Genomic DNA, 24,468 nt, shown 5'->3' with positions numbered 1-24,468 from the left:
TTTGAATGGCGCGCAGGGGCAACCTTGCGCGTCATTTGCTTTTTTGGGCGAGCGGTCTAGGTTTTGATGCGGGGACGTAACGGAAAAAAGGATCGCGTGATGCGAGATATTTTCTTTGCCTTGGCGTTGGGGTTTGCGCAGCCTGCCTATGCGCAAGACAGTGCGGCGGCGGCCATTCAATCTACCATTCAAAATCAAATCACGGCGTTTCAAGCGGATGATTTTACACGCGCTTTCACCTTTGCATCGCCCATGATCAAAGGGATTTTTGGGGATGCGGGTAATTTTGGGGTGATGGTGCAGCGCGGCTATCCGATGGTGCATCGCCCGTCTGCGGTGCGGATGTTGGATTTGCGGGTGGAAGGCGGGCGGCAGTGGCAGCGCGTGATGATCACCGATGCGGCGGGGACCACACATCTGCTGGATTACCTGATGCTGGAGACGGCAGATGGGTGGTTGATCGACGCGGTGCAGCTTTTGCCGCAATCTGGGGTGGGGGCGTGAATTATGGGGCGTTGCGCGGCTTGTCCGCTTGACGCGCCCCGCGATTCCCCATAACAGACCCAAATAGAATTTTGGCAGCCCACCGTTTCGCGGTTGCCTTTGATGTTGATATCACGTCTGCGGGCGTTGAATACAAGGATCACGACTATGTCGCGCGTCTGCGAACTGAGCGGTAAAGGCCCGATGTCTGGCAACACTGTCAGCCATGCAAACAACAGAAACCGTCGGCGGTTTTTGCCAAACCTGAACGATGTCACGTTGATGTCTGATGCTTTGGGTCAATCTTATTCGTTGCGCATTTCTGCCGCAGCGTTGCGCACGGTGGATCACCGCGGCGGGTTGGATGCGTTTTTGGCAAAGTCCAAAGATGACGAATTGTCGCCAAAGGCGTTGAAGATAAAAAAAGAATTGGTCAAGGCGCAGGCAGCCGTCTGATTTTTTGGCAGGTTAAGCAAGGCCCCGCTGCTGGCGGGGCTTTTTGTGTTTGTGCTGCGCTGAAATGCCCCTTTCGCGCCCCATCCACTGGGTGTAAAATCGCCGCATGACTCGGATGAACCGCCTTTTTGGTCTTATGGCCCTTTGCTGTGCGTTGATCGCCAGCAGTGTGACCACAGCGGTTGCGCGGGGCGATGCCGCGGCACTGTCGCGTGGCGGCATTACGTTGGTTTTGTGTTCTGGCTTTGGTTATCGCACGGTGTCGTTGGACGCGCGGGGCAATCCAATTGGCACGCTGCACCCATGCCCGGATTGTTTGGCCGGCGGGTTGGCGGCCTATATCACGCCGGGGCTTGTTGCGGGTTTGGCCCCTGTGGGGGCGATGTCGGCGGCACCTGCGCTGGCACCCCAACAGATGTGCGTTCGGATTTGCACCGTTGCGCCGCGGGCGCGCGGACCCCCATTGGTGGCCTGAAGCCGATCCATCAGACCATAATCCAATGAAAGAGATTCCAATGACACAGACCAAGTTTTTCGCTGCAGCCGCCGCTGCATTTTTCGTCCTTGCAGCGCCAATGGCGCAGGCTGGGGATATTACGGTCAACGACGCCTATCTCCGTGTGTCTGGGGCGATGGCAAAATCTGCCGCCGCCTTTATGGTGATTGAGAATGTGGGCGCAGAAGATCGTTTGATCAGCGTTACGTCCGACCTGGCACAAAAGGTTGAATTGCACACACACCAGCAAGATGCGGGCGGCGTGATGAAGATGACCCATGTTGAAGAAGGCTTTGCCATTCCTGCCAAGGGTCAGCATGGGTTGGTGCGCGGGGCGGACCATGTGATGTTTTTGGGCCTGAATTCGGTGCCCGTGCAAGGCGATGTTGTGACCTTGACCCTGACTTTTGAAAAGGCGGGCGATGTGGTTGTTGAGGTTCCGGTGGACAATGATCGCGCCGAGGCCCCGATGGAGCATGGTGCGATGGACCACGAGACCAAAGCCCCCAGCAATTGAGGGCGCGGCCGCAAACCCATCACGCGGCCTTTGTGCCAGCGGTTTAACTGATGTTGACGATATGGAGAGCCGCTATTGATTTAGCGGCTCTTTTCTTGTTGGTTTTCATAAGCCAGCGTTAAACCCGGAAGGGTAAGCCATGACACAGAGCGACGATCAAAATGAGCGCGAGGTTTTGCAGTTGTTTGCGGATCGCCTGATTGACAAGGACGAGGCGGAGGAGCGCAGGGGTTTGCATTTCAGCGAGATCCTGATTTTGATGGGGAAAATGGGTATCAAACGAAAGGCGGCGGGGATTACCAGGGGATGCCGCCAGACGGGTAAAAAGCGCTTTTTAATAAAGTGTTTGGCGAGTAACCAAGCCTATCTCGCTTATCGTGACGGACGCCGGACCCTTGATAACCTTGGCATTGGCGGGAGAGTTGGATGTCTTGTTGGCCAAGAAAGACATTCGGGTTTTGATTCCGGATATGATCCGATTTGAAGTTTCGCGCCACATCGACAAGCCAAGGGTGCGCGAGATTGACGATTGGAGTCGAAAGAACGCGCCGGACCGGGTCAGCGTGGTGCAGACTGAGGAGTTTGATGATTTTCAGGTTCTTTTGAGCGCCAAACCGAATGCCAAGACCAAAAGCAGGGGCGAGGTGGCGGCGTCAGAGGTTTTGAGTCGTGACCTGTCGGATGGTGATGAAATTGGCATTTTGTTGTTTGAAGATGGGGACGTTCGGGCAAACCGGTATTTTATTAACGCCCCGGACAATGTGCTGATGCTGTCGACCGCACAATTTCTGATGGCGTTGGAACAGCAAAGCATCATAAACAGTGCTGCGGATATCCTTGACAGTGTGACGTCTGCGCGGGGGCTTGAGGTCAAAGACCCGCATATGCACGCAACTCCGGGTGCCGAAGATCGAGAAGCGGATTGGGGGCAGATTTTAGCCGGTAAGGCATGCGTTTAAACGGGTGATGGGCCCAACGCGGTGGCGCCGCTTTTTGGTGTTTATAGATAGAAAAAAGGCGGCCCGTGGGCCACTTTTTCATGCTGTGCGGGCAGGGTTTAGCCTGCGCAATAGGCGGCGGCGGTTTCGCCGAAAGTCTTGTACCGCGCCCAGAATTCGTTGTCGCGGTCGGATTTGGACATCCGCACGGTTTGCGCTTGGTCAGGGTTGCGGATCAGTTTGGCGGCTTTGCGCTGTTCGCCCCCTGTCAGGGTCATGTCAGCGACTTGCTGGATGCAGCCGCAAACGGCACGGTTGGCCTGTTTGCGATCTGATTTTAAGCACGCGCCTTCGATTGGGCCCGCCATCGCGGTCAAGGGCAGACAAAGGGCAAGCAAACTTGCGGCGATCAGGGTTTTGGTCATGGCTCTGCCTCATGCAATGGCGCGGGGTTTGCCCCACGATCTGTTTTATGTGAAAAGGAGCTTATCGATTCTGGCAAGATTTTTCAATGAAATAAGGTGAAAACGGCGGTTTTTTGCCGATGCACCAGCCCTTGGGGGCGCTGGTGTGCGGCCCACAACATATCTGCGTTATTGGGTGCAGATGTCTTGCAGGGCCACCCAATCGCCATCGGGCATCAGGGCGGGGGGGACGACATTGGCAAAGGGGTCTGCCTCTATCAACAGCCGCGTGGTGTCGCCGGATGGGTCGCGCGCAGTGGCATAAGGGGCGGTGGCAAGGCCTGCCGCCTCAAACTTTGGCAGCAAGGCGCTGTCTGCGGCGGGGGCGGGTGGGTTGGCGATCAGGGTTTCGGCATATCCCGTCATAGCACCTTCGGGCAGGGCGCCGGAGGTGAGCAAGCGAAAGGTTGCGGGAATGCCCATGTGGTGCAGCATTGCGATCATTGGGTCGGTCTGTTCGGCTGCGACCCGCGCGGCCAGGGCAAAGCCTGCGGCCGCCTCTGGCCCGTCTTGTTCGGCGATCAGCGCTTCGGGCAGTACAACGATGCGGCCCGGCAGGCTGCGTGCTTGTTTCAACCCGCTGCGGATCACCACAATGCCTACGGCGCTGTCTGGGCCAAACAGCCGCGCCGACAGTTTGTCCAACGCCGCCGTGCCGCCCGCGCCCGTGCAAGGTTGTCCTGTGATGCGGGTTAGGTCGGTCAATGCTTGTTGCCCAATGTCGGCCCGCGTGCTGGCGGGCACAAAGGATGCGGTGTGCTGCACCAACGCGTCGGGCAGCCAAAACACCCCAACGGCCAGCACACCCACCGCCACCAAACCCAGCACAGAATTGCGCAAACGACCGGGGTGCGGGCGCGCGGCACTGATGGCGGCATGGACGGTTTCCAAGGCGGCGATCATATCGCTGTCGTCAATTTCCAGCGTTTCGGTGTCATCGCTGCTGGGGCCAAACACTGCGGGCAACTGGCCGGGGTTCAAGCGGCGCACGGCGGGCAGCGACCAATGCGACAGCGCCACATCGCTTTTTTGATCTGATAGGATCAGCGATGTCGCCCCCAGATTTGCAATCACCTCACGCCGCTTGCCCTGCAGGCTTTCGCGCCACAGGCCAAGACATTCCAGCTTTTCGTATTTATTCAGGGCCGTCATTGCCTGTGGTGGCCTTGCCTACTGTTTTTATTGCCACAACGATAGCGTAGCGGCCCAGCCCTTACAACGTGCAACGGGGTCATAGCAATTTGGCGCGGGTGCGCAGTTCAAACTTTTGGATTTTGCCCGTGGCGGTTTTGGGCAATTCGCCAAAGATCACCTTTTTGGGGGTTTTGAACCCGGCGAGTTGGCTGCGCACAAAGGCGATCAGCACGGCCTCGGTTACTTCAACACCGTCTTTCAGTTCGACAAAGGCGCAAGGCACCTCGCCCCACATGTCATCAGGTTTGGCGACCACGGCGCATAGGGACACGGCGGGGTGGTGCATCAATGTACTTTCCACCTCGACCGAGCTGACGTTTTCGCCGCCCGAAATGATGATGTCTTTGGCGCGGTCGGTGATTTTGATATAGCCGTCTGGGTGTTGGAACGCGATGTCGCCGGAATGGAACCACCCGCCTGCAAATGCATCCGCCGTGGCGGTTGGGTTTTTGTAATAGCCTTTCATCACCGTGTTGCCGCGGATCATGATTTCCCCCAAGGTGATCCCATCGCGTGGCACGGCCTGCATTTTATCGTCCAGCACAACCGCCTCACCCGCCATGGGTTGTACAACGCCCGTGCGCGCTTTGATCGCGGCGCGTTCAGATTGTGGCAACGCGTCCCACTGCACGTCCCACAGACATTCGGTGATGTGGCCATAGGTTTCAGTCAGCCCGTAGACCTGTTTGACGACAAAGCCCAAAGGTTCAATCGCGGCAAGGGTGGAAGGGGCCGGGGGCGCACCTGCGGTAAACACCTGGACGATTTGATCAAAGGCACGGCGGTGGTCGGCGGGGGCGTTGATGAGCGTGTTCAGAACGATTGGCGCGCCGCCAAAATGGGTGACGCCGTGATCGGCGAGTGCCGCATAGATCGCGCGCGCGGTCACATCGCGGCAGCACACCAGCGTGCCGCCAACCAAGGGCATCATCCAAGTGTGGCCCCAGCCGTTGCAATGAAACAGCGGCACGATGGTCAGATAGACCGGGTGCATCGCCATGCCCCAACTGACCACGGTGCCCATGGTCAGCAAATATGCGCCGCGGTGATGGCACACCACGCCTTTGGGCCGACCCGTGGTGCCGGAGGTGTAGTTTAGCGCGATGCTTTCCCATTCATCTGCGGGCATATGCCATGGTGCTGCGGGGTCGCCTTGGTCCAGCAAATCTTCATAGGTTTGAAAGCGCCCGGTGGGGGCAAAACCCGCTTCGGCATCCACTACCTCGATGATATGGGGGGGCGGGCCTGCTTGCAGATCAATCGCCGCCTCGGCCAATGGCAACAGGGCGGTGTCGCATAGCAAAACCGCCGCGCCGCCATGATCAAAGATATAGGCGATCGTGTCAGGGTCCAGACGGGTGTTGATGGTGTTGATCACCGCGCCGCAGGCGGGCACGCCAAAATGCGCCTCGGCCTGCGCGGGGATGTTGGGCAGCAAGGTTGCCACCACATCGCCGGGGCGCACGCCGTGTGCGGCCAGTGCCGATGCCAAACGGCTGACCCGCGCGTGGTATTGCGCGTAGCTGCGCCGGGTTTGGCCATAAACCAGCGCCACGCGGCCCGGAAACACATCCGCCGCGCGCGCCAGATGCGACAAGGGCGTCAGCGCCACATGATTGGCAGCACACCGTTCCAGCCCCACCTCATCCGCCAACCAGCCCATCGCCGTCCTCCCATTGTTTTTCTGACTGCCTGCGGCCGCATTGGGCGCGACGGGTCAAAAATGTCGCTTTCCGCCATGCATCATGGGCGAAATTACCCGAAGCCGTAAAGACAAAGAAAAAGGCCTGACCCGATGAAACCGACATTAGACCCTGTTATCCGCGCAGCCCTGTTGGTTTTGGCCTTTGCGACCGTGATTGGGTTTACCGACAACTTTGTGCGGGTGATCGCGGTGGAGGCGGGGCTGTGGCAGTTTCATGCCATACGCACGGCGATGGTGGTGGGGCTGTTGTTGGTTTGCGCGCCGTTTATGGCTTTGCGGCTGCGGCCCCGGCGGATGGGGGCGGTGGTGGCGCGGTCCAGCGTGCATGGCATGGCGATGCTGATTTATTTTGGGGCGCTGGCGTTTTTGCCTGTGGCGGTGGTGGCGGCGGGGCTGTTCACCGCGCCAATTTTCGTTTTGCTGATCACGCGGTTTGTGTATGGCCACGCGATTGGGGTGGTGCGGATTGCGGCTGTTGCCTTGGGCTTTGCCGGGGTGGCTTTGGTGCTGGGGCCAGAGGCGTTGCGCGGCGCGTCACTGGCCGCGTTGATGCCCGTGGTGGCGGGGGCGTTTTACGCGATGGGAAATGTGGCCACCCGCGAATGGTGCGAAGGTGAGGCGGCGGAAACCCTGACGCTTGGGTTTTTTGCGGCGCTGGGGGTGTTTGGTGTGATTGGTGTGACGGTGTTGACCGTGTTGCCGCTGGATGTGCCGGACGGCGCGGCGGGGTTTGTGCTGCGCGGTTGGGTGCGGCCATCGGCCAGTTTTTATGGCTGGACCTTTGTGCAGGCGGCGGGGTCGTTGGTTGGTATCGCAATGCTGGTGCGGGCGTATCAAATTGCCGAAGCCAGCCGAGTGTCGGTGTTTGAATATTCCGCCCTGCCGCTGGCGGCGTTTTGGGGGTGGATTTTGTGGGGCGAAACCCTGACAGGGCTTGCCACCCTTGGCATGGGCATGATTGCGGTGGCGGGGGGCATGATTGCGCTGCGCGGGCGTCAGGCGGGGGAGCCGTCGATCAGCGCCTGATGCACGCCAACCGCCGTGCGCCAATGGCGGCGGCACAAGGAGACATAGGTTTCATTGCCGCCAATCTGCACTTGGTCGCCGTCCGACAGTACCGCACCATCCGGCCCTTTGCGCACCACCATCGTGGCCTTTTTCCCGCAATGGCAAATCGTGCGCACCTCACGCATTTCATCGGCCCAAGCCAGCAATGCCGCAGATCCGGGGAACAGATTGCCTTGAAAATCCACCCGCAACCCATAGCACATGATCGGTACGTTCAAATCGTCCACCGCGCGGGCCAATTGCCAGACCTGCGCTTTGGTCAAAAACTGCGCTTCATCCATAAACACGCAAGCGATGGGGCCGTTGGCTAACTGGCCTGCGATTTTGGCAAACAAATCCTCGCCGGGGGCAAAGGTATCTGCGGCTTGCGCAATGCCAATGCGGCTGGCGATGCGGGCATGCCCGGCGCGATTGTCCAACTGGGCGGTGATCAAATAGGTCGTCATGCCCCCCTCGCGGTAATTGTGCGAGGCTTGCAAAAGCGCGGTCGATTTGCCCGCGTTCATGGTGGAGTAGTGGAAATAAAGTTTGGCCATGCGCCTGTGTTTGCCTTGGGATGGCCCTGCGGGCAAGTTTATTTTCGCGTGCCGCCCAAGGGCAGGGTCGAAAAAAAACAAGGGGCTGCGGTGCGCCACACACACGGCACAAATCACAGCCCCTTCGCACCTTTGACGCGCACATTATACGGCCCACCGTACCGCGCGGACCAACGGCCCCACGTCCCTTTGCAGGGCAAAGATACGGTGGGACCACGCCTTTTCCGATGCTGGGGACACCGGACACTCGTGACAAGTCCAACATACACTGGACTTAAATCTATGATGACAAATTCTAAATGGCGGCTTAATGGGAAAAGGCATATTGATTTCCCCCAGACTGTTCTGGACGTAACGCCGAAGGCCCTGAAAATGAAACATCATGGATACTTGAAGAAACACACCGAAGCCTTGGTCAAGGATGTGGGGATTGAGGCCGCATGTGAATTGTCGGGCAAGTCCAAAGCCACGATCGGGCGCTATTATTCCGATGCCGAAGAACATGCCGACCGATTCATGCCGATTAATGTGGTGGCAGCATTAGAGGCGGGATCCAGTTATCCGCATGTTACCAGTGCGTTGGCTGAATTGCGCGGCATCACTTTGGCCTATGACGGCACGCGGCGTAATTCGACATCACAAGGCATTAACGCCGATGTGGTCGCATTGGCGCAGCGGTTTGCCATGTTGATGGGGGAGTATAACACCGCCATTGCCGACGGCAAAATCTCGATCAATGAGGCGAAGCGGTTGTTGCGCGAAACCCTGTCGATCCAGCAAGTTTTGTTGGAAATGAAGCTTAATTTGGAAGAAGAATCCCACTGACCGTCATCGCGGTCCAAGGTTAGAAAAAAGGGCGGAGGTTTTTCCCCGCCCTTTTTTTAATCATGCAGCGGTAAAGCGGCCTTGTGGGCGCCCGGCTGGTTTGCCCTTTTTCGGTGCGCCATGCCCACCTTCGACAGAGCGCATTGGCTTGCCTTGTGGCTTTGGTGCGCTTGATGGTTTGCTGCCCGGTTTGCCTTGGGCAGACCGGGGTTTGCCTTGACCACCAGCACCGCCTGCGCGCGGCGGGCGTGCGCCACGCTGAGGTGGCTTTGGCGCGGCCTTAATATCGGCAAGGCCCCACGGTGCGCCGCCGATGATTGGCAGTGGGTTTTTCAACAGCTTTTCGATGTCTTTCAATTCGCCCATTTCGGCCGGGGCACAAAACGCCACGGCGCGCCCTTCGGCACCGGCGCGCGCGGTGCGGCCAATGCGGTGGACATAGTTTTCCGGCACGTTTGGCAGGTCGTAGTTATAGACATGGCGCACGCCTGGAATGTCGATGCCGCGCGCGGCCACATCGGTTGCCACCAACACGTCCAATTCGGCATTGCGAAACTCGGTCAGGGTGCGGTCGCGCTGGTTTTGCGATTTGTTGCCGTGGATGGAGCCTGCTTTGAAGCCCCAGGACACGAGCAATTTCATCAGCTTTTCCGACCCGTGTTTGGTGCGGCCAAAGACAAGCGCCTGTTCGCCCGGGTGTTCCTTCAAATAGGTTTCCAGCAGTTTTGCCTTATCACCCTGCGGGGTATAATGCACGGATTGTTCAATCTTTTCAACAGGCTTGCCCGGAGGGGCGACCTGCACTTTGATTGGGTCGCGCAGATATGTGCCTGCCAAATCCTCGATCAATTTCGGCATGGTGGCCGAAAACAGCATGGTTTGGCGTTTCAGCGGGATATATTGCGCAATTTTGCGCAGGGCGTGAATAAACCCCATGTCCAGCATTTGGTCCGCCTCATCCAGCACCAAATAGCCGCACGCCTCCAGCGTCAGGGCCTTGCGGTCCAAAAGGTCGATCAAACGGCCGGGGGTTGCGACAACAACATCGGCACCTTTGGCCAGCTTTTCGGACTGGCGGAAAATCGAGGCACCACCGGTGATGGTGACGACTTTGACAGGCGTGCCCTTGGTGTAATTGGTCAAATTGTCGGAAATTTGTGCGACCAATTCGCGGGTAGGTGCCAAGATAAGGCTGCGCACCGTGCGCGGCGCGGGCGGGTGACCGATATCCAGCAGGCGGTGCAGCAAAGGCAGGCCAAAGGCGGCGGTTTTACCCGTGCCGGTTTGCGCCAAGCCCATGATATCACGGCCTTTCATGATATGCGGAATGGCCTGCACCTGAATGGGTGTGGGCGCGGTATAGCCAGCTTTATCAAGCCCGGCCATAAGTTTGGGGGAAAGTCCCAGATCAGCAAACGTCGTCATAAATAGTCTTTCCGGCGTGCAAATGCACACCTGTGCCGCACCATCGCGGCCAAAAGGGAGCGGCGCGCGCCTCGGATACCTGCCCCTGCAAGCACCCCGTCGGCACCGCGGAACCCCTGCGTGACGGTGGGAACCAACATCCGGGCCGTTCACATGCTCACGCGGCACGGGCACTCGGATAAGTGCCAGATGGGGAGAAATTTTGGTTTTGTCAAGGGGGCAGCGCAGAGTGCGTTGGTGTGCCATGCTTGCACTTGGTTGGTGCGGCGGGTATTGACCGCGCGTCACGATAGACCGCGATTGCCCAGAACAGACCCTGCGCCAAGGCCAATCCGCCGTTGCGCTTGGCTTGAACCTGGGGTGGTCCCACAAGGATATATGCTGCCCATGCCCGTTATTTTGTCCGAGCCAAAAATCACATACACGGCGGTGCCCAAAAACGCCTGCACGTCGTTAAAATTTGCATTTTATTTTTTGCAAAATGGTGAGGCGTTTGAGCCTTCGATCAAAAACGGCAAGCCTTTTCATATCCACACCTGCTATCCCAGCGCGGCGTTCAAGCCGAAAAACCCGGCGGTGGCGGCAGAGTATTGGAAAACGGCAGTGCTGCGCGAGCCTGTTCACCGCTTGCTGTCTTGTTATGTGAACAGGGTTTTGAACCTTGGGGAATTGGACGCCGCTATGATTTCGGCGGAGGATCTGGAAAAGGGGGCCACGCCGCGGCCATCTTTTGCCGAATTTGTCGAAAAGATGGACCTGTACCGCTCCCTGTCCAGTTCGATCAAGCATCACACCGAACCGCATGTGTTCTTTTTGGGCAATGATGCCGGGTATTACGACCGGCTGTTCAAGATGAATGAGCTGGAGGTTTTTCGGGCCGAACTGATTGCCCGAACGGGCAAGGATTTTGTTTTGCAGCGCGAGCAAGGCAGCGGTAATAAAATGAAAGTGCAGGACCTAAGCGCGGGTTTGGTCCAAAACATCAAAGATTCTTACAAAGCAGATTACGACACGTTTTCGTTTCAATAACGCAGCATCCAACGGGTCGCGCGCAACCGGGCAGGGGGGACGTTTGCCCCACCCGCCCGGCAGGAGTTAGCCCTGCAAGGTGCGCACGCCAATCCCTTCACCCCGGGCCTTCATCGCGGAAACGGCGGCGATCGACCCTGCAGCGGTCGTGAAATACGGAATTTTGTCAAACAGCGCCACGCGGCGAATTTCGCGGCTGTCTTGGATAGATTGCGTGCCCTCGGTCGTGTTCAAAACCAGCGCAATATCTTCGTTTTTCAGGCGGTCCACGATGTTCGGGCGGCCTTCATAAACTTTGTTTACCAGTGTTGATGCCGCCCCAACGGTTTCCAGCCACATGGCCGTGCCTTTGGTTGCCACAATTTCGAACCCCATTGCGACCAGATCGCGCGCAGCGGCTGCCATCGCATCGGTTTTGTCCATATCCTTGATCGACAAGAACACGCGGCCTTCCAGCGGCAGGTCGTTGCCTGCGCCCATTTGCGCCTTTAGGAACGCCAGCGGGAAGGTGCGATCCCAGCCCATCACCTCTCCGGTCGACCGCATTTCTGGGCCCAAGAGAGGGTCCACGCCTGCGAAACGGGCAAAGGGCAAAACCGCCTCTTTGACCGAAAACCACGGGGTGATCGGGTCGGCCAGCGTGTTCGGGTCGGCCAGCGGCAGGTCGGTATCGGGGCCAACGCCCGCCGCGTAAGGCGCGCGCAGCGGAAAGTTTGACAACGGCTCGCCTGCCATCAGCCGGGCCGCAATTGACGCAATGGCGCTGTCGGTCGCTTTGGCGACAAAGGGCACAGTGCGCGATGCGCGCGGGTTCACCTCCAGCACATAAATATCGTCGCCTTTCAGCGCAAATTGCACGTTCATCAGGCCGACCACGTTCAACGCGCGGGCCATGGCAACGGTTTGCACCTTCAACTCCGCAATCACCGCAGGGGACAGGGAATGCGGGGGCAGGGAGCAGGCTGAGTCGCCCGAATGGACCCCCGCCTCCTCAATATGTTCCATGATACCCGCGACATGCACGTTGTGCCCATCAGACAGCGCATCAACGTCCACCTCAATAGCACCCGACAGATAGCTGTCCAGCAACACGGGGTTATTGCCGGAAACCTGCACCGCCTCGCGGATATAGCGTTCCAGCTGCGCGTCATCGCGGATGATTTCCATCGCCCGGCCGCCCAAAACGAAGGAGGGGCGGATGACCAGCGGGTAGCCGACATCCTTGGCCACGGCGAACGCCTCATCGCGCGACCGCGCTGTGCCGTTATGGGGTTGTTTCAGGCCCAGTTTGTGCAGCAGTTGCTGAAAACGCTCGCGGTCCTCGGCCAGATCAATGGCGTCGGGCGTGGTGCCGAGGATGGGGATACCTTCATCATGCAGCGCATTGGCCAGCTTTAACGGGGTTTGGCCGCCAAATTGCACGATAACCCCGTGCAGGGTGCCGTTTTCCTGTTCCACGCGCAGGATTTCCAGCACATGTTCCAGTGTCAGCGGTTCAAAATACAGGCGGTCACTGGTGTCGTAATCGGTCGAAACCGTTTCGGGGTTGCAGTTGATCATGATGGTTTCATACCCCGCCGCCGTCAGGGCATAGCAGGCATGGCAGCAGCAATAATCAAACTCAATTCCTTGGCCGATGCGGTTTGGGCCACCACCCAGAATGACCACTTTTTTGGCATCGGAAGGCCGCGCCTCACATTCCACATCACCCATCGCCGGCGATTCGTAGGTGGAATACATATAAGGCGTCTGCGCCTCAAATTCCGCGGCACAAGTGTCAATGCGTTTGAACACGGCGTTGACGCCAAGGTTGCGGCGTGCACGGCGCACTTGGCCTTCATCGCGGCCCGTCAGGGTGGCAAGCCGCGCATCGGTAAAGCCCAGCATTTTCAGGCGGCGCAGGGCGGTGGGTTGCGTGGGCAACCCATCGCGGCGCACGTCGGCCTCCACATCCATAATCTCGCGGATGCGGGCCAAAAACCACGGATCGAAACAGGTGATCTGGTTGATCTCATCATCGGAAAAGCCAAAGCGCATCGCTTGGGCAATCACGCGCAAGCGGTCTGGGGTTTGCTTGGCCAGCGCCATCGACACGGCGGCACGGTCTGGCGCGCCCGGGATGGCGATTTCGTCAAACCCCGACAGCCCAGTTTCCAAACTCGCCAGTGCCTTTTGCATCGACTCGTGGATAGTGCGGCCAATCGCCATCACCTCACCCACCGATTTCATCGCGGTGGTCAGATGCGGCTCGGACCCCGGGAATTTCTCAAACGCAAAGCGCGGGATTTTGGTGACGACATAGTCAATCGACGGCTCAAAGCTGGCGGGCGTGACCTTTGTGATGTCATTGTCCAACTCATCCAGCGTATAGCCGACGGCCAGCTTTGCCGCGACCTTGGCAATCGGAAACCCTGTGGCCTTGGACGCCAGCGCGGATGACCGCGACACCCGCGGGTTCATCTCGATCACCACCATGCGCCCATCGGCGGGGTTGATCGCCCATTGCACGTTGGACCCGCCGGTTTCCACCCCAATTTCACGCAGCACGGCGATGGAACCGTTGCGCATGATCTGGTATTCTTTGTCGGTCAAGGTCAGGGCAGGGGCCACGGTGATTGAATCCCCGGTATGCACCCCCATCGGGTCAATATTTTCAATCGCGCAGATGATGATGGCGTTGTCGGCAGTGTCGCGCACCACCTCCATCTCAAACTCTTTCCAACCGAGCAGGGATTCGTCGACCAAAATCTGCGCCATCGGGCTGGCCTCAAGGCCACTCCGACAAATCGCCTCATAATCATCGCGGTTATAAGCGACACCGCCGCCGGTGCCCCCCAGCGTAAACGCCGGGCGGATAATGGCAGGCAGGCCCACATATTCAATCGCACTCATCGCCTCGGCCACACCGGCCTTGATGTCATACTTGCCATTGGCCATTTTCGGCGCGGCAATGATCGTCGCTTTGGGGTTTTCCAACCCGATGCGGTCCATCGCCTCACGAAACAACTTGCGATCTTCTGCCATTTCAATAGCAGCGCGCTTGGCCCCGATCAGCTCTACATTATACTTTTCCAACACACCCATATCGGCCAGCGCCAACGCGGTGTTCAAGCCCGTCTGCCCGCCCATGGTGGGCAACAACGCATCGGGGCGCTCTTTTTCAATAATCTTGGCCACAACCTCTGGCGTGATCGGCTCGATATAGGTGGCATCCGCCAACCCCGGATCGGTCATGATCGTCGCAGGGTTAGAGTTGACCAAAATCACCCGATACCCTTCCTCACGCAGCGCCTTGCACGCTTGCGCCCCGGAATAGTCGAACTCGCACGCCTGCCCAATCACAATGGGCCCCGCACCGATAATCATGATGGATGTGATGTCGGTTCTTTTCGGCATGGCCATTCTCCTGCTGGTATGCGCCCAAATTCCGCGCAAAACTTGCCGGGTTATAGCCAGCATGGGCCGGGGTGCAAGGGCGGAATCGAGTAAAATCGGCCATGCCCGCCCGGAACCGCGCTTTCCCATTCATCTTGGCAAAAATACCTAAAACCGAACGCTCCCACGTGGCCCGTGCTTAACCCTTGCGCCCAACCTTGGCCCCACGCGCCAAAGCCGCCGCGCGGGGGCTCAACGCCCCCGAAGGTGGCCGCCCGTTTCCCTTTACGGGCCCATCTTTCCCCTTGTGGACTTGACTTCACCGCCCGCGCGATGTGTATCACGCCTAACACAAAACCAGCCCTTGGAAAGGGATCCGTCATGCACGCTTACCGCAGCCACACTTGCGCCCAACTCAACGCCGCCAACGTGGGGCAAGATATCCGCCTGTCCGGCTGGGTGCATCGGGTCCGCGATCATGGCGGCGTGTTGTTCATTGATTTGCGCGACCATTACGGCATCACACAAATCATCGCCGACAGCGACAGCCCGGCGTTTGCCGATCTGGATAAAGTGCGCGCGGAATGGGTCATTCGCATTGATGGCACGGTCAAAGCGCGCGATGCGGCGCTGGTGAACCCCAAATTGCCAACCGGACAAATTGAGGTGTACGCCCGCGGAATGGAAGTGTTGGGCGCGGCAGAGGAGTTGCCGATGCCTGTGTTTGGCGAGGTGGATTACCCAGAGGAAACGCGCCTGACCTACCGTTTCCTTGACCTGCGCCGCGACAAATTGCACGCCAATATGATGCTGCGCTCCAACGTGGTGCGGTCCATCCGCAACCGGATGTGGGACCAAGGGTTCAACGAATTCCAAACCCCGATCATCACGGCCAGCAGCCCCGAAGGCGCGCGAGATTTTCTGGTGCCATCCCGTCTGCACCCCGGCAAGTTTTACGCCCTGCCGCAAGCGCCACAGCAGTTCAAACAGTTGATCATGGTGTCGGGTTTCGACAAATATTTCCAGATCGCGCCCTGTTTCCGCGATGAGGACCCGCGCGCAGACCGTTCGCCAACCGACTTCTATCAGCTTGATATTGAAATGTCTTTTGTCAAGCAGGAGGATGTATTTGCCGCCGTGCAACCCGTTGTCCAAGGGATATTCGAGGAGTTCGGCAAGGGTAAAAAGATCGACACAAACTGGCCCCTGATCGCCTACAACGACGCGCTGAAATGGTACGGATCGGACAAGCCCGACCTGCGCAACCCGATCATCATGCAGGACGTATCGGAACATTTCCGCGGCTCCGGCTTTGCCATTTTCGCCAAACTCCTCGAATCCGAAGGCAACGAGATTCGCGCCATTCCCGCGCCCACAGGCGGCAGCCGCAAATTCTGCGACCGCATGAACGCCTTTGCGCAACAGCAAGGCCTGCCGGGCATGGGCTATATCTTCTGGCGTGAAGAAGGTTACGGCGAGGGCATCGTCTTTGACGCAATCCAGAATCCACAAGAAAAAGGCGAAGCCAAAGAAGCGTGGCACGAACGGGTTGCGCGCAAACTTGGTAAGTGGTCCAGCAATTCGGTTGCCGCAGGACCTCTCGCTAAAAACATCGGCCCCGAACGCACCGAAGCTATCCGCCAGCAACTCGGCCTCGGTGTTGGCGATGCCGCCTTCTTCCTCGGTGGCAAGCCCGAAACCTTCCAAGCGGTCGCAGGGCGTGCGCGCAATGAGATTGGCAATGAGTTGGGCCTGACCGAAAAAGACACCTTCCGCTTTGCGTGGATCGTCGATTTCCCGATGTTTGAAAAAACCGACGATGGCAAAATCGACTTCAGCCACAACCCGTTTTCAATGCCGCAAGGTGGGATGGAGGCGCTGCAGGGTGACCCGCTGAACGTCTATGCCTATCAATATGACCTTGCTTGTAATGGGTATGAGCTGATTTCGGGCGGTATCCGCAATCACAAACCCGAAATTATGTACAAGGCGTTTGAACTGGCGGGTTACCCCAATGATGAGGTGAACAAGCGGTTTGGCGGTATGGTCAAGGCGTTCAAATACGGCGCGCCGCCCCATGGCGGGTGTGCAGCGGGCATCGACCGCATCGTGATGCTGCTGGCGGATGAGGCGAACATCCGCGAGGTGATCATGTTCCCGATGAACCAGCGCGCCGAAGACCTGCTGATGAACGCCCCATCAGAGCCAACAAATGAGCAATTGCGTGACCTGCATCTGCGCGTCATCCCCAAGGAATGACGGGCTGCGGCGCATTAGCGCTTGAAAATCAGGACATATGGGCGCATATGCCCGCAAAAGCCCGCATCTTTGCGGGCTAAACACTATTGGAGTGACCATGGCCAAAGAAGACATTCTCGAATTCCCCGGTGTCGTTAAGGAACTTTTGCCCAATGCGACATTCAAGGTCGAACTTGAGAACGGCCATGAATTGATCGCTGTGATGGCAGGCAAAATGCGCAAAAACCGTATTCGCGTGTTGGCAGGTGACAAGGTGCAGGTGGAAATGACCCCCTACGATTTGTCCAAAGGCCGTATCAACTACCGCTTCAAGTAATCATGCGGCTGATCCTCGGCTCGGCCAGTCCGCGCAGGTTGGACCTGCTGGCGCAGATTGGCGTGGTGCCCGATGCGGTGCTGCCCCCCGATATTGATGAGACGCCTTTAAAGGTGGAACTGCCGCGCCCGTATTGCGCGCGGATTGCTCGTGCCAAGGCGATGGCAGTGGTGGCCGATGCGGATGACATCGTGCTGTGCGCCGATACCACCGTGGCGCTGGGCCGCCGGATTTTGGGAAAACCTGTGGATGCAGGCCAAGCTGCGGAGTTTTTGCTGGCGCTTGGCGGTCGCCGTCATTCGGTGATTACGGCCGTGGCCGTGCGGCGTGGCGACAAAATCTGGACCCGCGAGGTGGCATCGGCTGTCAAAATGAAGCGATTGTCGGATGTTGAATTGAACACCTACCTTGCGTCAAACGACTGGCAGGGCAAGGCGGGCGGTTACGGTATTCAAGGGTTGGCGGGTGCGTTTATCCCGTGGATTTCGGGGTCGTTCACCGGGATCATGGGCCTGCCCGTGGCGGAAACTGCCGCGATGCTGGGCACCGCAGGATACCCGATTTGGAAGGAGCAGCCATGAAAGGCCGCATTGTTATTCTGGACGAGGTGCAAGGCCGCCCCGCCGCCGCCCTGATGGTGGACGGCGTGTTGCAAGACCTGCTGATTGACCCTGAAACCGATGCGGCCCTGCCCGGTGCGATTTACCGCGTTGTGGCCGACCGGCCGATGAAGGGCCAAGGCGGGGTGTTCGTGAAACTTCCGTCCGAGATGGGGTTTTTGCGCCAAACCGCAGGCATCGCGCCGGGCGCGCGCCTATTGGTGCAGGTCACCGGCCCCGCCGAAGGGGGTAAGGCCGTGCCCGTCACCACGCGCCTGTTGTTCAAAAGCCGCTATGCGATTGTGACCCCTGGCGCGCCGGGCCTGAACATTTCGCGCCGCGTCAAGGACGACGATTTGCGCGCCGACCTGCAAGCCATTGCTGATACCGCCATGGCGGGTGTCGGCGACACGCTGGGCCTGATATTGCGTTCCGCTTGCGAAAGCGCGGATGCAGATGAAATTGCGGGCGATATCGCCACCATGCGCGCGCTGGCCGAGGCGGTTTTGGCCGACACCCAAGGCGGCCCCGAACTGCTGGTTGAAGGCGCATCTGCGCATGACACAGCCTGGCGCGACTGGGCGGACCCGGCCCCCGATGAGGTGCTGACAGGCGGTTTTGCCGATTGTGGCGTGTTGGAGATGATCGACGCCCTGCTAACACCGCGCGTCGATCTGTCGGGTGATGGGCATATGATGGTGGAACCCACCCGCGCGCTGTTGGCGGTGGATGTGAACACAGGGGGCGACACCACGCCCGCCGCAGGCCTGAAGGCCAATATCGCCGCCGCCCGCGATTTGCCGCGCCAGTTGCGTCTGCGCGGGCTTGGCGGGCAAATCGTGGTGGATTTCGCCCCCATGCCCAAACGCGACCGCGCTGTGCTGGACCAAGTGCTGCGCGCCGCGTTCAAGGGCGAGGCGGCGGAAACCAGCCTTGTCGGTTGGACCACTCTGGGCCTGTATGAATTGGTGCGCAAACGCGACCGTTTGACGTTGGCAGAGGTGTTGGCATGAGTTGCCCAATCTGCGCCCGCGACCGCGATGCCAAATACGCACCCTTTTGCTCGCGCCGCTGCGCTGATATTGACCTTGGCAAATGGCTGAATGGGTCTTACGCCATCCCCGCCGCAGTGACAGCCGAGGACGACGACGACGAGGCCCCAAACCACCCCCCGCTGCCCCAGCAGTAATTTGCACCCACCGCGTAATTTTTTGCGCAATTCCTCTGGACAGCCCCCCCGCGCTGTCCTAATACCCCCAAAGTTGCCCGAATAGCTCAGTTGGTAGAGCAGCGGATTGAAAATCCGCGTGTCGGCGGTTCAAATCCGTCTTCGGGCACCACTTCATCTCATTGATATTGTTTGATATGTTGCGCGGCTTCATTCGCAGGTCAGGCATTGTTTGCGGTTCTGGGCTACATATGGGCTACAAGAGTCATCTGGTAGTAACGATCTGTGCGCCTGTAGAATTCTATATTCGTTGTGTCTTTGGTGGCAAACTCTGCGCCACACAAAAATCTTGTCGACCTGGGTTCGAAGCTCAAACGGGTGCCATCGTTATTCTTCCGCGGCAGAAAAACAAAAAAAGAGCCGTTCCCTAAAGTACATTCAACTAAGTTTGAACTAAGAGAATGCATGTCACAATGCCGTTTCTCGGTCGCCAAGCAAGGAAGAAGTTAACGTGAAAGAAGTAACAACAGACGAGTCGCCATTTTTGTCCGTATCACAACTCGCAGAACGCTACGGAGTTTCTGTCGACTGCATTTGGCGTTGGAAACGCAAAGGAAGCTTTCCCAAAGCCTACAAACTGAGCAGCGGCTGCACACGTTGGCGGGTTGCAGATATCCAAGCGCATGAAAACACACTGGAGACCTGCTTTGTTGAGCGTCTAGATTTTCAGATTGCCTGTTAACGAAGTGAGCCCGTTTTTGCTTGTTTTTCTGGTAAGCTAGCAGGGCGGGGAATGGCTGCACCGCCCTATACACAGCCCCTACGGGACGAGCCGCCACACCACACCTCTCTGTTGGTCACCTCTTGCTGTACTTGCGCTCCAGCACCTCTCTCAGTGCCTGTACGCGCTCAAGGTTGATACCTGGGTCACGACCACCCGAGATGATACGGATGAACTCGATCCAACCTCTTTCATTCTCGGTCAGGTCCTCCCAGTTCGGGACCATGTGGCGCGGTGTTGTGAAGGGCGTGTCAGTCATTTACCGAACACCCCACGCAAGGTTGTGCGGGCTCGTCCTGTCAGCCTTGGGTCGCTGCCGTCTGATGCATCGCGGAGTTCGTCAAGCCAGCCCTGTTCGTTTGCGGTTACGGGCGAACCAAAGCACGCGATCAACGCCGCCGCTGATGTCTTGCCGACAGACTGCTCAAGCGTGAGCCGCATCAGAAGGGCCGGATCAACCTCAAGCGCTTTTGCCAATCCGGGCACGCGATCTAACGCGATCTTCGTTGAGCCTTGTTTAAGCTGTGTGATCATGTTCGAGTTTTTGAATCCCGCGTCTTGCGCCATCTGTTGTTGCGATTTGCGATGACTGATGGCGTCGATGCGCGCATTGATGAACTGCGTGGCTGCGGTATGTGCGTGTGGGTGTTTCATTGTTCTTCTCACTTTGCTGTTTGATATAAGCTAATAGAGCGCAAAGTGACGGATGCCTGTGGGGGGACAGAGGGACTTTGAAAAAAGGTCGAAGTCCTAGAAGGGTGTGCGTATGTGATGGGGATGGCTCGGGCTGCCGCAGATATTTTTAGTGAAGAACCCTCCAGGCTGTGGCGATAGAAGGAAAGTAGTGGCGCAGTATTCGACGCGAACGGCCCATTGCAGCCTTTCACAGCCTCTTTAAGTTGCTGCAACGCGGCCCACCGAAGGAGACATTCGTGCATCACGCAGCATTTTGTCGGCTCAAATGTCGGTCTGCGGCCAAAGCACCAATCCGCTGCGCTGCAGAAACGGCCCGAAGATTGGCGGGCTTTCTCACTCGGCCAATGTTCATGCGCATCATTACCGGACACACAATGGCGCGTCGCTGTTTTGAACCAGTGGTTGGGGTGGGGCCAACTTGGACGCGGGGACCAGAACGCGTAAGACAACTAGCATGGCCGCAATCATAGATGGCACTGGTCCCGCCTTCCCGATTGGAGGGCGGGCGCGGCTATTTAGGGCGCAGATGTCTCAAGCTTGAGCTCTCCGTCACGGCCCCGTCCGTCAGGCCGACTCTAATTGCAATAACCTATGGAACCCTCGCCGCACGTCCGGCCGTCCGTCCACGTCGCCCCCATCAGCCACGCTTCGCTCAGGTCCGCGCCGCTCAGGGTAGCGCCAGTCAGGTCCGCGCCGCCCAGGCTCGCGCTTCTCAGGTCCGCGCCGCTCAGGTTCGCGCCGCTCAGGTTCGCGAAGGGCAGCACCGCTGCGAACAGGTTCACGCCTTGCAGGTCCCCGCCGCTCAGGTCCGCGCTGGTCAGGTTCGCGTCGATCAGTTTCGTGTTGCTCAGGTCCGCGCTTCTCAGGTCCGCGTAGTTCAGGTACGCATTGCTCAGGTACGCGTTGCTCAGGTCCGCGCTTCTCAGGTCCGCGCTCCAAAGGTCCGCGCCGCTCAGGTCCGCGCCTTCCAGCTTGGCGTTGCTCAGGTTCGCGTCTTGCAGGTCCGCGTGGCGCAGCTGCGCGCCAGACTTGTCGCACCCGCTCCAATCAACCCTCGGTGCAGCTGGGTCCGAGCAGGCTGCGTTAGCGGTTGTTGCGGCGAGTGAAAGTACAACTGTTGCGGCGTAGATGCTGGTGCGTTTAAGGCTTGTAGTAAAATTCATGAAAGCTAATCCTTTTGTGGGCAATCCCCAGCTCTACCAAAATTGGCGTGCCTGAACCGTTGCTAGCACTCAATTGGATGTCTGGATATCCAATTTCGTTTTGCGGGATTGGGAGGCCAGATAGGCAAGCTCCACGAATGCACTTGGGCTCGAAGCAGACTTGCGGTAGCGCAGCGTTAAGCCCAGTTTGGGGTGGCTTGAATGTCGGTTTCCAACCCCTCAGGATGGATGGGTCGCGCTTGCAGCGAAGGTCCGCAATCCGCCCTTCGTGTAAATGGTCAATTGCGTGTTGCGGCGTGTTTACAAATGGCCGCTGACGGGTTTACAAATGCCCGAAAAGAGCCATTTTTGTCAACTTTGAGTGTGCAAAACGCCTAAATCTTGTTGCGCTTTAGGCTGAGTGCTGAGCTTTTGTAAACTCACCGCCGCACAAAACCCCCTTGTTTCATTGGCCGAAACGCACTTTCGATAAGCGCACATGTTGACAAAAACCGGTTCATACGCGGTTTTTGCCGAAAAGCTGTCTGTGAACGGCGTTCATATCGATGATTCCATCGGATCAAAATCAGATCAACTGCAATCGAAAACTAGGAGAACCAGTGTCGCTTGCGATCGTTTAGCCACAACTCCAAACAGGTTCCATACGATTGAAGGGCACAGGTTTCGCATCCTAAGCCTGGCAGCTCTTGTGTCATAGATTTGGTGATGACCGGACCGGCGACGTTCGAGAACCAAGGTGTTCCCCCACCTTTTGCAGTGTTAAACCTCAGGGCTGGCTTCGCTATCGCAAAAAGATTGCGAGTCATCATGTGCTCGAGCATCGCCGCGGCTCATAGGGGGGGCACTAGGCGCGTTCGCTGCTATGGCTGCTACACCAAGTTAATCTTGAAGAGAGGACGTGCTCTGGCGGCCGCCCTGGTGAGTCTGGCGGAGTCGCTAGCGCTTGGTGTGACTGTCGATTTTGCCGCCGATGGTATTACGTGTGAAGCGTGATGGGCTGACGACGACGTGGTATGTGTCGCGAACGAAAGTGTGGAGGTTTGATACGTCGGCTCGGTTCGCCTGCTTCATGGTGTTTGCGGCCTAGCCCTCCATACCGTGACAGGATCAGATGAGCTATTCACCATTGCGCGGTGAAGATTTCGCTATGCGTTGCTCTGCCTAACCAAAAGTTCCTGAACCAACCCACCCACGAAAGCGGGTGTCGGCGCACGAAGTGCCTTCGCGAGGCGTTGCAGCGCGTCGAGATCAAGTGCGACCGGCGTGTCACCAAGCAGACCTTCCAGCCATTCGCCTTCCACCTCTGCCTCACTGGCAAGGGCGGCAATCGAAGGCTTCAGCACTTTGATGGCCTTTTGTACCCCCTCCATTATGTCAGCGCCTGGCTTTAAGAACGCTGGCCACAGGACTTCCATACGCGCCGTTCCAGCGGTGCTAATTGTCGGTATGAAGCCACGTCGACCGCGAAGCCAAGACAAAGCGTTCTCAGAAGCTACACGTCCCAATCGCTCTTCTTCTGGTAAGCTCTTGAGGGCTTCCTTCGAGAGCATGATCTGTTTTGTCTTGATGCCTTCTTTGCTTATTGACGTCCTGACAGCGGGGAGTGTCATATTTGACAGCAATGCCAACTGCCTAATCGACAGATCATTGCCATGCTCGAGCTCCCAACGTGCATACGCGGTCTCGAGCATATTTCTCAAAGGGCTATTCGAGCGGGGCTCAAATGGCGAAAAGTCGCCGTTTTGATCCGACCTCGGATACCCCTGCAAAATCATAAGAACTTCATACGACTCTTCATTGAAAGGGTCGACCGCCCCAGAGGCGTGGAAATCAACATCGCCGAGTTGATACGCGTGATCATAAGCACGGACGGCCAGTTTATAAAGTTTGTGTCGCTCAACCGGGAATGCTTGATCCGCGTTGGTCGATAGTGTGTGCCAGTCAGTTTGGTCCTTGTCGATACCGAGAAACGTGCAGGCAACACCTTCGTCTGGACCTGCAAAGGCGATCATCGACGCAAACGCCAAAACAGCTTCGCGAATGTCATTTTCGATTTCTTCCCAACTGTACGTCGCGTTCCGGTCTTTGCTCACATTGTATTCCTTCATGGCTTCGATGCCTTAGTGATCGGTTTCGTGACCCCATTCACTGAGAGAGTGACTGAGGTCGTTTGGGGACGGATCTCTCGGCAAACCTCTTCGTAACGGAAGCAAGTCGTCAACGTCTCTTCTTCAGTCTGGTATCAAGCAGATAGCCTGCGGTCAACATAAATAATATTGATGATATAGCGATATAAATAATCTATTGACGAACGCGAGCTGTCGCCTTAAGCCTTGGCACCACGAATTATTCAAAACGGCTGTGACACGCCGGAAGAGCCAAAATGAACAACCAAACCTGGGTCCATAAATGTACAGATTTCTGAGCATGGGTGTCCTTAGTTTTAGCGAAAACGCTAAGACCAACCGTATGCAAATGCCGACCCACCCACGCACATAAGGAAACACCTGAACATGAGCAGATATAAAGACTTAAAAGCAGTAGGTTACATCAGAGTGTCTACAGAGAAGCAGGACGTGATCGACGATGCCCTAACTGTTCAAGCAGAACGCATCATCGAGTGCTGCAAGGCACGCGGTATTCAGCTCCTAGGGCACCTCGATTTTTGACTGTTTTCGCGGCAACGGGATAGCAGGTTCCGCCCAAAGCGCGTCAGCGACCTTCAACTGACAGAGTGTTGCCTTGGGTTTGATGATGTGCTGCCCATTTCGCTTCGCGGACCTTCGGTTCAGGGCCGTTTTTGGCGATGCGCAGCATGATCTGCGTCTGTGTTCGCCCGTGTTTCAGGCTGGGTGAGGGTTGATGCGACCCAGTTGGGCGAGACGGCGCATGTTGTAGGTGAGATTCTTCATCCCGATTTTGGCCTTGGCCCGAACCAGACCGATCGTGCGCACGAGGGTGCCGCCCATGTCGTT

26 protein-coding genes, 1 tRNA gene and 1 pseudogene are annotated in these 24,468 nt (G+C 57.7%); 17 read left to right on the top strand and 11 right to left on the bottom strand.

Going from position 1 to position 24,468, the window contains the following annotated elements:
- The first annotated feature begins 99 nt into the window (after window positions 1–99).
- The 6 genes from BMY36_RS10545 (at window position 100) to BMY36_RS10520 (ending at window position 2,911) form a co-directional block, all read left to right on the top strand.
- Window positions 100–504 (top strand): DUF4864 domain-containing protein, encoded by a 405-nt coding sequence (locus tag BMY36_RS10545; protein WP_050519854.1) that lies wholly within the window; start codon window positions 100–102, stop codon window positions 502–504.
- A 147-nt stretch (window positions 505–651) separates the two neighbouring features.
- Window positions 652–939 carry a 50S ribosomal protein L28 gene (gene rpmB, locus BMY36_RS10540; RefSeq protein WP_050519855.1) on the top strand — a complete coding sequence of 96 codons (288 nt, stop codon included), beginning with the start codon at window positions 652–654 and terminating at the stop codon, window positions 937–939.
- A gap of 106 nt (window positions 940–1,045) precedes the next feature.
- Entirely contained in the window at window positions 1,046–1,414 is a 369-nt protein-coding gene (locus BMY36_RS10535; protein ID WP_217646618.1) for a hypothetical protein, read from the top strand.
- A gap of 40 nt (window positions 1,415–1,454) precedes the next feature.
- A complete protein-coding gene (locus BMY36_RS10530; RefSeq protein WP_050519857.1) occupies window positions 1,455–1,952 on the top strand; it encodes a copper chaperone PCu(A)C in 498 nt (165 codons plus the stop codon).
- Between the two features lie 139 nt (window positions 1,953–2,091).
- Window positions 2,092–2,436, top strand: a complete 345-nt coding sequence (locus tag BMY36_RS10525) for a hypothetical protein (RefSeq protein ID WP_050519858.1) — start codon at window positions 2,092–2,094, stop codon at window positions 2,434–2,436.
- Window positions 2,423–2,911 (top strand): hypothetical protein, encoded by a 489-nt coding sequence (locus BMY36_RS10520; RefSeq protein WP_050519859.1) that lies wholly within the window; start codon window positions 2,423–2,425, stop codon window positions 2,909–2,911. Before BMY36_RS10525 ends, BMY36_RS10520 begins: the two co-directional genes overlap by 14 nt.
- Window positions 2,912–3,009: 98 nt before the next feature.
- Here BMY36_RS10520 and BMY36_RS10515 read toward each other — a convergent pair whose 3' ends face one another.
- From BMY36_RS10515 to BMY36_RS10505, 3 genes are all read right to left on the bottom strand, one after another.
- Window positions 3,010–3,315 carry a hypothetical protein gene (locus BMY36_RS10515; RefSeq protein WP_050519860.1) on the bottom strand — a complete coding sequence of 102 codons (306 nt, stop codon included), beginning with the start codon at window positions 3,313–3,315 and terminating at the stop codon, window positions 3,010–3,012.
- A 168-nt stretch (window positions 3,316–3,483) separates the two neighbouring features.
- On the bottom strand, window positions 3,484–4,506 hold the full coding sequence (locus BMY36_RS10510) for a hypothetical protein (RefSeq protein ID WP_050519861.1): 1,023 nt from the start codon (window positions 4,504–4,506) through the stop codon (window positions 3,484–3,486).
- Between the two features lie 79 nt (window positions 4,507–4,585).
- Window positions 4,586–6,211, bottom strand: coding sequence for an AMP-binding protein (locus tag BMY36_RS10505; protein ID WP_050519862.1), 1,626 nt, complete (start codon window positions 6,209–6,211; stop codon window positions 4,586–4,588).
- 132 nt (window positions 6,212–6,343) lie between these two features.
- Here BMY36_RS10505 and BMY36_RS10500 point away from each other — a divergent pair, with 132 nt between their 5' ends.
- Window positions 6,344–7,279: a DMT family transporter gene (locus tag BMY36_RS10500; RefSeq protein WP_050519863.1), complete on the top strand. Its 936-nt coding sequence runs from the start codon at window positions 6,344–6,346 to the stop codon at window positions 7,277–7,279.
- On the opposite strand, the gene BMY36_RS10495 is transcribed toward BMY36_RS10500, so the two are convergent.
- On the bottom strand, window positions 7,249–7,857 hold the full coding sequence (locus BMY36_RS10495; RefSeq protein ID WP_050519885.1) for a thymidine kinase: 609 nt from the start codon (window positions 7,855–7,857) through the stop codon (window positions 7,249–7,251). The two genes, BMY36_RS10500 and BMY36_RS10495, sit on opposite strands and share 31 nt — an antisense overlap.
- Window positions 7,858–8,229: 372 nt before the next feature.
- Between BMY36_RS10495 and BMY36_RS10490 the strand changes: the two genes are divergently transcribed.
- Window positions 8,230–8,682: a hypothetical protein gene (locus tag BMY36_RS10490; RefSeq protein WP_050519886.1), complete on the top strand. Its 453-nt coding sequence runs from the start codon at window positions 8,230–8,232 to the stop codon at window positions 8,680–8,682.
- A gap of 60 nt (window positions 8,683–8,742) precedes the next feature.
- Here BMY36_RS10490 and BMY36_RS10485 read toward each other — a convergent pair whose 3' ends face one another.
- Entirely contained in the window at window positions 8,743–10,107 is a 1,365-nt protein-coding gene (locus BMY36_RS10485; protein WP_050519864.1) for a DEAD/DEAH box helicase, read from the bottom strand.
- A gap of 387 nt (window positions 10,108–10,494) precedes the next feature.
- Here BMY36_RS10485 and BMY36_RS10480 point away from each other — a divergent pair, with 387 nt between their 5' ends.
- A complete protein-coding gene (locus BMY36_RS10480) occupies window positions 10,495–11,136 on the top strand; it encodes a sulfotransferase family 2 domain-containing protein (RefSeq protein WP_175469280.1) in 642 nt (213 codons plus the stop codon).
- A 66-nt stretch (window positions 11,137–11,202) separates the two neighbouring features.
- Here BMY36_RS10480 and carB read toward each other — a convergent pair whose 3' ends face one another.
- Complete coding sequence (carB, locus tag BMY36_RS10475; RefSeq protein ID WP_050519887.1) at window positions 11,203–14,532, bottom strand: carbamoyl-phosphate synthase large subunit; 3,330 nt, start codon at window positions 14,530–14,532, stop codon at window positions 11,203–11,205.
- A gap of 360 nt (window positions 14,533–14,892) precedes the next feature.
- On the opposite strand from carB, the gene aspS reads away from it, so the two are divergent.
- The 7 genes from aspS to BMY36_RS10440 all read left to right on the top strand — a co-directional run bounded on the left by aspS (window position 14,893) and on the right by BMY36_RS10440 (window position 19,595).
- Window positions 14,893–16,770 carry an aspartate--tRNA ligase gene (aspS, locus tag BMY36_RS10470; protein WP_050519866.1) on the top strand — a complete coding sequence of 626 codons (1,878 nt, stop codon included), beginning with the start codon at window positions 14,893–14,895 and terminating at the stop codon, window positions 16,768–16,770.
- 97 nt (window positions 16,771–16,867) lie between these two features.
- Window positions 16,868–17,086: a translation initiation factor IF-1 gene (gene infA / locus BMY36_RS10465; RefSeq protein WP_028913995.1), complete on the top strand. Its 219-nt coding sequence runs from the start codon at window positions 16,868–16,870 to the stop codon at window positions 17,084–17,086.
- Window positions 17,087–17,088: 2 nt separating this feature from the next.
- On the top strand, window positions 17,089–17,667 hold the full coding sequence (locus BMY36_RS10460) for a Maf family protein (protein WP_050519867.1): 579 nt from the start codon (window positions 17,089–17,091) through the stop codon (window positions 17,665–17,667).
- The gene (locus tag BMY36_RS10455) at window positions 17,664–18,698 is read left to right on the top strand and encodes a ribonuclease E/G (RefSeq protein WP_050519868.1); all 1,035 of its coding nucleotides are present in this window, start codon (window positions 17,664–17,666) and stop codon (window positions 18,696–18,698) included. The genes BMY36_RS10460 and BMY36_RS10455 overlap by 4 nt, the downstream gene beginning before the upstream one ends.
- Entirely contained in the window at window positions 18,695–18,874 is a 180-nt protein-coding gene (locus BMY36_RS10450) for a DNA gyrase inhibitor YacG (RefSeq protein ID WP_050519869.1), read from the top strand. The genes BMY36_RS10455 and BMY36_RS10450 overlap by 4 nt, the downstream gene beginning before the upstream one ends.
- Before the next feature lie 75 nt (window positions 18,875–18,949).
- A tRNA-Phe gene (locus tag BMY36_RS10445) sits at window positions 18,950–19,025 on the top strand.
- Window positions 19,026–19,364: 339 nt separating this feature from the next.
- Window positions 19,365–19,595 (top strand): helix-turn-helix transcriptional regulator, encoded by a 231-nt coding sequence (locus BMY36_RS10440; protein WP_074818706.1) that lies wholly within the window; start codon window positions 19,365–19,367, stop codon window positions 19,593–19,595.
- A 115-nt stretch (window positions 19,596–19,710) separates the two neighbouring features.
- On the opposite strand, the gene BMY36_RS19490 is transcribed toward BMY36_RS10440, so the two are convergent.
- From BMY36_RS19490 to BMY36_RS10420, 4 genes are all read right to left on the bottom strand, one after another.
- Window positions 19,711–19,893, bottom strand: coding sequence for a hypothetical protein (locus BMY36_RS19490; protein ID WP_050519870.1), 183 nt, complete (start codon window positions 19,891–19,893; stop codon window positions 19,711–19,713).
- Window positions 19,890–20,288, bottom strand: a complete 399-nt coding sequence (locus tag BMY36_RS10435; RefSeq protein ID WP_050519871.1) for a transcriptional regulator — start codon at window positions 20,286–20,288, stop codon at window positions 19,890–19,892. The genes BMY36_RS19490 and BMY36_RS10435 overlap by 4 nt, the downstream gene beginning before the upstream one ends.
- Before the next feature lie 617 nt (window positions 20,289–20,905).
- Window positions 20,906–21,493, bottom strand: a complete 588-nt coding sequence (locus tag BMY36_RS10430) for a pentapeptide repeat-containing protein (protein ID WP_050519872.1) — start codon at window positions 21,491–21,493, stop codon at window positions 20,906–20,908.
- A gap of 1,145 nt (window positions 21,494–22,638) precedes the next feature.
- Entirely contained in the window at window positions 22,639–23,601 is a 963-nt protein-coding gene (locus BMY36_RS10420; RefSeq protein WP_050519874.1) for a hypothetical protein, read from the bottom strand.
- A 405-nt stretch (window positions 23,602–24,006) separates the two neighbouring features.
- Here BMY36_RS10420 and BMY36_RS19485 point away from each other — a divergent pair, with 405 nt between their 5' ends.
- Complete coding sequence (locus tag BMY36_RS19485) at window positions 24,007–24,162, top strand: resolvase (protein ID WP_139194005.1); 156 nt, start codon at window positions 24,007–24,009, stop codon at window positions 24,160–24,162.
- Between the two features lie 174 nt (window positions 24,163–24,336).
- Here BMY36_RS19485 and BMY36_RS19480 read toward each other — a convergent pair.
- Window positions 24,337–24,468: pseudogene (locus tag BMY36_RS19480) on the bottom strand (IS5/IS1182 family transposase); the annotation flags it as partial.

It is taken from the genome of Pseudorhodobacter antarcticus (genome assembly GCF_900110135.1).
Taxonomy (GTDB): Bacteria; Pseudomonadota; Alphaproteobacteria; order Rhodobacterales; family Rhodobacteraceae; genus Pseudorhodobacter; species Pseudorhodobacter antarcticus.
Note: the sequence above shows the minus strand (reverse complement) of the source record. Positions and strands in the feature narration are given on the sequence as shown.